8 protein-coding genes are annotated in these 10,217 nt (G+C 27.6%); 7 read left to right on the top strand and 1 reads right to left on the bottom strand.

Annotated features, from left to right (window positions below; all coding sequences use genetic code 4):
- Window positions 1–7: 7 nt before the first annotated feature.
- On the bottom strand, window positions 8–2,011 hold the full coding sequence (gene ligA, locus EI91_RS00210) for an NAD-dependent DNA ligase LigA (RefSeq protein WP_425411710.1): 2,004 nt from the start codon (window positions 2,009–2,011) through the stop codon (window positions 8–10).
- A gap of 101 nt (window positions 2,012–2,112) precedes the next feature.
- On the opposite strand from ligA, the gene EI91_RS00205 reads away from it, so the two are divergent.
- The 7 genes from EI91_RS00205 (at window position 2,113) to glyA (ending at window position 10,141) form a co-directional block, all read left to right on the top strand.
- On the top strand, window positions 2,113–2,934 hold the full coding sequence (locus EI91_RS00205) for a DNA adenine methylase (RefSeq protein WP_036451775.1): 822 nt from the start codon (window positions 2,113–2,115) through the stop codon (window positions 2,932–2,934).
- On the top strand, window positions 2,918–3,838 hold the full coding sequence (locus EI91_RS00200; RefSeq protein ID WP_051789143.1) for a DpnII family type II restriction endonuclease: 921 nt from the start codon (window positions 2,918–2,920) through the stop codon (window positions 3,836–3,838). Before EI91_RS00205 ends, EI91_RS00200 begins: the two co-directional genes overlap by 17 nt.
- A gap of 191 nt (window positions 3,839–4,029) precedes the next feature.
- Window positions 4,030–5,091: an AAA family ATPase gene (locus EI91_RS00195; protein ID WP_425411709.1), complete on the top strand. Its 1,062-nt coding sequence runs from the start codon at window positions 4,030–4,032 to the stop codon at window positions 5,089–5,091.
- Window positions 5,091–6,044, top strand: a complete 954-nt coding sequence (pheS, locus tag EI91_RS00190; protein ID WP_036451773.1) for a phenylalanine--tRNA ligase subunit alpha — start codon at window positions 5,091–5,093, stop codon at window positions 6,042–6,044. The genes EI91_RS00195 and pheS overlap by 1 nt, the downstream gene beginning before the upstream one ends.
- Window positions 6,034–6,705 carry a uracil-DNA glycosylase gene (locus EI91_RS00185; RefSeq protein WP_036451771.1) on the top strand — a complete coding sequence of 224 codons (672 nt, stop codon included), beginning with the start codon at window positions 6,034–6,036 and terminating at the stop codon, window positions 6,703–6,705. Before pheS ends, EI91_RS00185 begins: the two co-directional genes overlap by 11 nt.
- Window positions 6,705–8,864 carry a phenylalanine--tRNA ligase subunit beta gene (locus tag EI91_RS00180; RefSeq protein WP_036451766.1) on the top strand — a complete coding sequence of 720 codons (2,160 nt, stop codon included), beginning with the start codon at window positions 6,705–6,707 and terminating at the stop codon, window positions 8,862–8,864. The genes EI91_RS00185 and EI91_RS00180 overlap by 1 nt, the downstream gene beginning before the upstream one ends.
- 8 nt (window positions 8,865–8,872) lie before the next feature.
- A complete protein-coding gene (gene glyA / locus EI91_RS00175; protein ID WP_036451763.1) occupies window positions 8,873–10,141 on the top strand; it encodes a serine hydroxymethyltransferase in 1,269 nt (422 codons plus the stop codon).
- The last annotated feature ends 76 nt before the right edge of the window (window positions 10,142–10,217 follow it).

Genomic DNA, 10,217 nt, shown 5'->3' with positions numbered 1-10,217 from the left:
CTCCTTATTATTTATTTAATAAATCATTAAATTCTTCTTCACTTAAGATTTTAATTCCTAAATTTTGTGCTTTGGTTAATTTACTTCCTGCCTCTTTACCTGCTAGTAAGTATGTGGTATTTTTAGAGACACTTGAAGCTATTTTACCATCATTTTTCACAATTAAGTCTTTAAAGTAGTCACGACTTTGACTTAAAGTTCCGGTAATTACAAAAATTTTGTTAGATAACTTATCACTATTTTGTGTTGTTTTTTCATAAGTTAAAATTCTATCAAGCTTTTGCAATAAATCAATATTTTTTGGTTCACTAACAAATTCTTTAAGTGAGAAAATGATTTTTTCACCAATAGTATTAATAAATTCTAGTTCATTTAAATTCATTTTACTTAAATCACTTAGACAAGTTAATTTTTGACAAATAAGCTGAGCAACCTGGAGTCCAATGTGCTTAATTCCAATAGCATATAAAACTTTGTATAGTTCTATTTTTTTAGCTTCTTCGATATTATTTAATATGTTTTGAGTTTTTTTCTCTTTAAAACTTCTCAGTTTTAAAATTTCTGATTCATATTTTTTTAATTCAAAAATAGAAACAAAATCACTAATGTATCCATTACTATAAAAAAGTCTTAAAATATTTTCACCAAGTGTTTTAATATTAAAAGCTTGACGAGAAACAAAATGAATTAATGAACGAATTTGTTTTTCAACACATAATTCATTTACACAAAATTGATCAACATTTTCATCAATTTTAACTAGATTTGATTGACAAGAAGGACATAAATCAACTTTTTCAAAAACACCAACTGAATTTTTATTAACTAGTGCAATTATTTTAGGAATAATTTCACCACTTTTAATTATTTTAATATCATCACCAATATTTAAGTTAAGCATTTGAATATATTCATAGTTATGTAAAGTTGCTTTTGAAACGGTTGTTTGATTTAAAGTTACTGGTGCAATTTCTGCTACATAAGTAATTTTTCCGGTACGTCCTACTGTTGCTTCAATTTTTGTAATTGTACTGATTGCTTCTTCTGTTTCATACTTAAAAGCTATTGCGTATTTAGGGAATTTAGCAGTTTTACCTAGTTTGTCTCATAAAGTTATATCGTTAACTTTAATTACAAGTCCATCACAATCAAAAACAAAATCATTTTTTAGCTCGATAAAATCACTTACCTTGGTTAAAATATTTTCAACTTCATCTTCTAATGCAAAATATGGATGCACTAAAAAACCTCATTTTAAAAGTGTTTCATACACCTCTTTTTGACTATAAATATGATGTTCTTCAGGTGAAACTATATCGTACATTAAAGCGTCTAGCTGACGATAGGCAACAATTTGCGGATCTAATTGTCTTAGCGTACCGCTTGCTGCATTTCTAGGATTGGCAAATAATTTTTGTTCATTTTGACTTAGCTCCGCATTTAATTTATCAAAATTAGCTTTTGATAAATAAACTTCACCACGAATTTCAATTCTTTTTAAATAATTAATTCGTTTAGGTATTGAACGGATTTGATAAACGTTTTCAGTTACATCCTCACCAATTTTTCCATCACCACGAGTAACAGCTTTAACTAGTTGACCTTCTTGGTAATGTAAAGCGATTGATAAACCATCAATTTTTGGTTCGAGAGTATAAGATAAGTTTTTCTTTTGTTCTTTAAAATTAGTTTCTAAAAATTTTTCTACTTCAGCTAATGAGTAAGCTTTCGCTAGTGAAAGCATTGGTTTAGTATGAGTGTATTTAGTAAATTTTTTATCACTCATTCCGCCGATTTTTAATGTTGGAGTATCTGAGAGTATCAAGTGTGGATATTGATTTTCTAAACTTTCTAATTCTCTAAGAGTAATGTCATACTCTTGATCGCTAACGGTTGGATTATCTTGGTTGTAATATTCATCGTTTCACCTATTTATTTTGGCAATAAGTTCTTTCATTTTTTTTGTAATTTTTGTGTCTTCTGTAATCATAATGTAATAATTATAAAACATTAATTTTTCAGAAAGTCCTTAATTTATTTCTGGTTATTTTTATATTTATTAAATTGAAAAATTTATAATTAATTAGCAAAATATTAATCTTAAGGAGGAATATGCAACCATTTGTTAAGTGAGTCGGAGGTAAAAGGCAATTGCTTCATGAAATAGAAAAAAGACTTCCTGAAAAATACAATAATTATTTTGAACCTTTTGTAGGTGGTGGAGCATTATTGTTTCACTTAGAACCTGAAAATGCTTTTATTAATGATATTAATCCTATTTTGATACATACTTACAAAATAATTCAAAAAGATCCTACAGAATTAATTAAAAATTTATATCAACTAGAAAATCAAACTTGAACAAAGGAAATGTATTTAAAAGAAAGAGAAAAATTTAATCACAAAATAATTAATAATATTTTTGATGTTGAACTTTCTTCTCTTTTTATTTTTATTAATAAAAAATGTTTTAATGGTTTATTTAGAGTGAATTCAAAAGGTTTATTTAATGTACCATTCAATTACAATACAAATGGCAAAATTTTTGATGAAGATAATTTATGAAGAATTCATCATTTTCTAAAAAGGGTTAAAATTACTAATTTCGATTTTGAAGAAGCTCTTAAAGAGGTGCAGAAAGGTGATTTTATCTTTTTAGATAGTCCATATGTACCATTAAATAGTTCATCATTTGAAGAATATACAAAAGATGGTTTTTCTCTTTCAGAACATCTACGATTAGCTAAATTATTTAAAGAATTAGACAAAAAAGGTTGCTATGTTATGATGACAAATCATAATACTGATTTTATTTATGAAAATTATTCAAAATATCATATTGACGTACTTAAAGTTAAAAGAATGATAAACAGTAAAGCTGATAAAAGATATGGTGAAGAGGTTATTATTACAAACTATGAATTTAAAAAATAAAAAAATAGATATTTTTTCTAAAAATCTTTTAATTTCTAATCGACAATATGATTTTTTTGTAAATTGAGATAATATTGAAAATTTAAATAATTTTAAAGTTGAAATTAGTGCATTAAATTCGCTTATAGGTTCAAATAATATAGAAAAAGATTTCACTAATTTACTACTCAAGTTACCTTCTGTTATAACTGTATTTCCATTAATTTTAGCTTTAAGTAAAAGTGAAAGAAATAATTTAATTTCAAAGCATCAAACTTTAGAAATTGTTAATTTTGAAAATTTTGAAATTAAAGAATATTCTTTCTATTTCAAAGATGTTTTAACAGATAAGGAAATAAAAAATTATTATGAATTTTTTAGTAAAAGTGGATTATCTAATCTTTTTCAATCTCTTTTAAAACAAAATTTATGAGATTATTTGACTGGTATTTTAGTAGGTTTAGATACTAATGGTAGAAAAAACAGAAGTGGGAAAATATTTGAAGAAATTTGCAAATCTGAAATACAAAAAGCAGCACAAAAATTTAATCTAAGATTTTTGGAACAAAAAAGCTTTTCTTTTTTAAACAACTTTAATATTTCTGTAACACAATCAATTTCCAATAGAAAAGCTGATTTTATTTTGTTTAATAATAATCTTATTTTAAACATTGAAGTAAATTATTTTGCAAGTCAAGGATCAAAACCAGAAGAAATAATTGAAAGTTATATCAAACGTAAAGAAGAGTTGGAAGCTAATGGTATTGAATTTATATTAATTACAGATGGTAAATGTTGAGAAAATAACCAAAAACATCAATTACTAAGAGCTTTTGATAATTTAAAAATACTGAATTTTTGAATGCTTCAAAACGGTTATTTAGAAGCAGAATTAAAAAATTTATTTTTAAAACTTAACAAATAATTATTCTTAAAAACAATATAATTTAAAAGAATTATGTACAAAAATTTAGCCAACGAATTAAGACCTAAAACAATTGATGATTTAGTAGGTCAAGGACATATTAAACAACTACTAAAAAAAGTAATTGAAAATAAAATTTTAACTAGTTTTATTTTTTTGGTGAAAGTGGAATTGGGAAAACATCTGCAGCAATGGCCTTAGCAAAAGATTTAAACCTAAGTTATGGTTATTTCAATGCTAGCGTTGATTCTAAAGCTGACTTATTAAAAGTACTTGAGACCAAAGAAGTTGTAATAGTCGATGAAATTCACCGTTTAAACAAAGATAAACAAGACATTTTACTGTCTTATCTAGAATTTGACAAGATTATTGTTTATGCTACTACAACTGAAAATCCTTATTTTAAAGTTAATCCAGCTTTAAGAAGCAGAATGCAAATTTTACAGTTTTACAAGTTAACTGAAAATGAAATTGTTAAAGGTTTGCGTAATATATTGGTTAAAAATTATCCAAAAATAAATATTAGTGATGAAAGGTTGCTAGATTTAGCAAGATTTTCTGCTGGTGACTTTCGTTTATCAATTAACAATTTACAAATGTTATCATTTTTAGAAAATGATAACGAGGAAGTTACTCAGCAAGATTTAAAAACTATTATTCCAAATATAAATTTTTATAGCGATAAAGATGCAAGTGCTCATTATAATAATTTGTCGGCATTTCACAAATCTTTACGTGGAAGTGATGTAGATGCGTCACTTTATTATGGTTTTTTAATTTTACGAACAGGCGATGTGGACTCGCTTTTTAGAAGGATGCTCTGTGTTGCTTATGAAGATGTTGGGCTAGCATCTGCCAACGTTGCTTTAAGAGTTTTAAATGCAATTGAGAGCTTTGAGCGATTAGGTTTACCAGAAGGAAAACTGGCGATTTCGAACGCAATTATTGATTTGGCATTAGCACCAAAATCAAATTCAGCTTATGAAGCAATGCAACAAGTGGAAGCTGTTCTTGATAACGGACAAATATACGAAATTCCAAAACACTTAAAAGATGCTCACTATAAATCAGCAACAAAGTTAGGTGATGGAATTGGTTATAAGTATCCACATGACAACAAACAAACTCATTATATTGAGCAACAATATTTACCTAAAAAATTACTAAATACTAAATTTTATGTACCTGCAAATAACAATTTTGAAAAAGGGTATGAAGAATATTGAAATAAAATCAAAGGAAAGGGAAAATAATGCAATTTAAATTAGAAGATATTAATACATTAGAAGACTTAAAGCAAGCAAAAGCAAAAGTTTTTGCTGCCGAAGGTGAAATAGCAACCTTACAAAAGGAATTGAAAAGTGCACCTGTAGAACTTAAAAGAGAATTAGGACAAAAAATTACTAAATTAAAAAGTGAATATGAACAATTTTTCAAAGAAGCTGAACTAAGAGTTGAAAATTTAAAAATTCAAGCAAAAGTTAACGGTGAATTTATTGATGTGACAATTCCGAGTCAAAAAACTGGTTCTTTACATCCAATTACATTAGTAGAAGAACGTTTAAAAGACTGATTTTTTGCTAATGGATATTATCAAAAAGAAGAAGGTGAAATCGTTTCAGATTTATATAACTTTGACCGCCTTAATATTCCAAGCGATCACCCTGCAAGAGCTATGCACGATTCGCTGTATTTTGATGCTAAAACTCTTTTAAGAACTCACAACACAGGAATTACAGCGAAAGTTTTAGAAGAAAATCAAAATAAACAAATTTCAACTTTTGCAATCGGTAAAGTGTATCGTAATGATGAAGATGATGCTACACACTCACACCAATTTACACAAGTGGATTTTGTATCAATTGGAAAAGTAAGCTTTTCAAATTTAATTTGAACATTAAAAAGTTTACTCTCATATGTTTTAGAGCAAGAAGTTGAAGTTCGTTTACGTCCTAGTTATTTCCCATTTACTGAGCCAAGTGTTGAAGTGGATGTTTATTACAATAACCGCTGAATTGAAATTTTAGGTGCTGGGATGTTACACCCTAACGTTTTAAAAGCTGCTGGTTATTCAAATGAATTAAATGGTTTTGCGGCTGGTCTTGGAATTGAAAGAATTACAATGATTAAATATGGTTTTAGTGATATTCGTGATTTATATCGTAATGATTTAAGAATTTTGGAGCAATTTACAAATGAAAGATAGTTTTTTAAAAGTATTACAAAAAGAAGGTAATAAACCATATTTTAATGATTTACTAAAAGCCTTAAAGCTTATTGAGTTATCTAAAATTAATATTTATCCATTTCAAATGGATTTATTTAAACCACTAGAATTTTTTCAAGCTAGCGAAACAAAAGTTGTAATTTTAGGTCAAGATCCATATCACAAAGAAGGAGTTGCAGATGGACTAGCTTTTAGTACCAAAAGCACTGTTACTCCACCTAGTTTACGTAACATGTTTAAAGAGTTATTGAAAGATTATCCAAAAACAAAAATTGAAACTAATGATTTAACAGCATGAGCTAAGCAAAATGTTCTTTTAATGAACGTAGTTTGAACTGTTAGTGAAAATAAACCTAACTCTCATAAAAATTTTGGTTGACAAAACTTTTCTCTTGCAATTTTAGAAGAGGTTTTAAAAGCTAACCCAAATGTTATTTTTGTTATCTTAGGAAAAGAAGCACAGAAGTTTACTGAAAAATTAGCTATTAATCCTGAAAATAAAATTGTACTATCCCACCCAAGTCCATACAGTTATAAATTAGGATTTGAAAACGGAAAAATGTTTAAGTTAATCAATAAGAAACTTAAAAAACAAGGACTGTCAGAAATTAAATGAGATTTAGTAAAGGAGAATAAATAATGATTTTATCTTTAAACAAATTAAATGAATTTTTACCAAAGCACAAACTCTCAGCACACGAAGTAGAGCATGCTTTAAATGAAATCGGTTTAGAAGTTGAAGAAATTAAACCTTTTTCTGATGTTCAGGGATTGCTTTTTGCTAAGGTTTTATCTGTAGCAGCTAACCCTAATTCTGATCGTCTTGATGTTGTTCAAGTTCAAACAAAAAATGGAAACTTTCAAATTCAAACTAATAATCGAATTTTAAAAGCTGGAGACTTAACAATCATTTTCCCTGTTGGTTCATCAAAAGGTGATGTAGTTTTTGGTGAAGTAACTTTAAAAGGTGAAATTTCACAAGGAATGTTTGGAGCTTTAGAAGAAATTGGCTATGATTATGAGCTTATTACTGATAAAAATGAAATTTTAGTTCTTCCAGAAAATTTTGCAACTTTAGAAGAAGATCCGATTCAAAAGCTTGGACTTGATGATACTTTAATTGAAATTTCTGTCACAGCAAACCGTAATGATGCTAATTCATACTACTTTTTAGCTAAGGAGTTGGCAGCTTATTTTGATACAGAATTTAAATTTGATATTCCAGCAGTTGAAAACACTTTTAAAAGTGATTTAAAATTGAATTTAGGAATCGCAAAAGAATTGAGCTTTTTAGAAGTTCATGGTGAGCAAAATACTTCTTTATATGAAAAACTCTTTTTAGCTAAACATGGAATTTCAAGTAAATTTAGCTGAGCTGTTAACTTGACAAACTTAGCTTTATTAACTATTGGTTCACCTGCACATGTTTATGATCGAAACAAAATTTCTAATAACTTAGAAGCAATGTTATACACTGGTAAGGTAACTCTTCTTGGTGAAAAAGAAGTACAAATTGAAAATACACAAGTTATTAAAGATGATCAAAAAGTAATTTCTTTACCTTCTGTTATGGGATTAGAGAATACAAAAGCTGATTCAGAAACAACAAAATATGTTTTTGAAGTAGGAGTTTTTGATTCAAAACTAGTCCGTGCAGGTGCAAAAGAAATTAAATTAATGTCAAATGCAGCAAGTCAAGGAGCTAGAACTATTTCACCAGAAGTAGCTGCTTTAACAATGCGTTTTATTAAAGGTTACTGTCAAAATTTAGAAGTTTCAAACATTGTTAATGAAATTCAAGTGCCAAGTAAGTTAAAAATTAATTGAGAAGAAAATAAATTAAAAACTTATGCTAACAGCACTGATTTACATGTTTTTAACAATGCAAAAAATAAACTTACTAAACTAGGATTTGAATTTTTTGACAAGTATGTTTTAGTGCCTAATTATCGTTATGATGTAACTATTTTTGAGGATATTATTGAAGAAATCTTTAGATTTTATTCTTATAAACAATTTGAAGCAGTTCCTTATATTAATGTTCCTGTTTTAATTGCAAAAAGAAATGTTAATAAAGAACTTTTAGCTAAAAAAGGATATGCAGAAGCTCGCACTTTTACACTTGTTTCTGAAGAAAAAAATTTCTTAAATCCATTTAATTTTGCAAACAATCAAAAATTAATGACATATGTTTCTAAAGAACGTGAAGTAGTGCGTAATTCAATTGTCACATCATTAATGGAAGCGGTTGAATACAATCAAAAACGTAAGATACAACAAATTAATTTCTTTGAAAAAGGAATGGTTAATAATAACGTTTTAGTTTATGGTTTTGCTACAACAACAAAAAGCTTTTTTGATTTTAGACAAGATATTATTGACTTTTTAGGGATTGCAAATTTAACATTTGAACCTCTAAAAGATAATCAATACATTCATCCAAATGTTTCAGCAAAAATTATGCTTGGTGATAAAATGATCGGATGAATTGGGAAAGTGCATCCTAAATTTGACACTACAAATGCTTTTTATGCTGAAGTTTTAGAGTTTCACAGCTCTAAGCAAACTCAATTTAACGAAGTAGATTCAGCTCCACTAAAAAACTTAGATTTAACTTTTACATTACAAAATAAAGATTATATTGCCGAAAAAGTAAATGAAATTAAATCAATAGCAAATGTATATGATTTATTTGTTGTAGATGATTACAAACAAACAGATACTCATAACGTTACAATTAGAATTATTGCTAAAGAGCAAGAAATTCAAAAACTTATAGAAAAATTTAACCTTAACTAGGAGTTGTTATGTACAAAAAAATTGAATTAAAAGATAAAATCGTAGAAAATGCTATTAATAATGAGTTATTAAGGCAAGAAGAACACATTGAGCTTATTGCGAGTGAAAACTATGTTTCAGAAGATGTTTTAAAAGCTCAAGGAAGTGTGCTTACTAATAAGTACGGTGAAGGATATCCGAACAAAAGATACTACGGTGGATGCGAAAATGTTGATATTGTTGAACAAGCAGCAATTGATCGCTTAAAAGAACTTTTCAAAGTCAAGTTTGCTAATGTTCAACCTTATTCAGGTAGTGTAGCTAATGCAGCTGCTATTGCTAGTGTTGTTCCTAGTGGTGGGAAAATTATGGGACTATCACTTTCCTGTGGTGGACATTTAACACACGGATATAAAATTAGTTTTAGTGGTATGTTTTATGAATCAGTTTCATATGATTTAGGTGCTGATGGCTTTTTAGATTACGACGCTATTTTAGAATTAGCAATGAAAGAAAAACCACATTTAATTATTTGTGGTTATTCAGCTTACTCACGAACAATTGATTTTGCAAAGTTTAAAGAAATTGCTGATAAAGTAGGAGCAAAATTAATGGCTGACATAGCACATATTGCAGGTTTAATTGTTGCTGGAGTGCACCCATCACCTGTAGGTTATGCTGATATTATTACTTCAACGACTCATAAAACTTTACGTGGTGGTCGTGGTGGAATTATCATGACAAATGATGAAGAAATTGCTAAAAAAATTAATCGCTGAGTTTTCCCTGGATACCAAGGTGGTCCACTATTTCATGCTATAGCAGGTAAAGCAGTAGCCTTTTATGAAGCATTAACACCACAATTTAAAGAATACGGAAAGCAAATTGTTGCAAATTCAAAATTACTTTGTTCATACTTTAAAAACAGTGGTGCAAAAATCATTTCTAACGGTACTGACAATCATTTATTTATGATTGATGTTAATTCCACTTATCAAATTAATGGAAAACAAGCTGAAGAAATTTTAGGTTTAGTTAACATTACAGTTAATAAAAATTCAATTCCTTTTGATACACTTAGTCCTACTCTTGGAAGCGGTATTAGAATTGGTACAGCCGCAATGACAAGTAGAGGATTTGATAAATGAGAAGAGCTTTACCAAATTATTCATTATTTACTTAAAAACTATTATTTAATTAAAACTGATGATGGTTATAATCAAGAAATTATAAATGAATATCAAGCTAAAGTTTTAGATTTAACAAAACAATTCCCAATCAAAAAATCATATCTTTAATTAAGCTAGTTTTTTACTAGCTTTTTTGTTTTTTAGCTCCTTATTTTATTAATAATGCGTATTTTTTTATTTAAAA

It is taken from the genome of Mycoplasma buteonis (assembly GCF_000733865.1).
GTDB lineage: Bacteria > Bacillota_I > Bacilli_A > Mycoplasmatales > Metamycoplasmataceae > Mycoplasmopsis > Mycoplasmopsis buteonis.
Note: the sequence above shows the minus strand (reverse complement) of the source record. Positions and strands in the feature narration are given on the sequence as shown.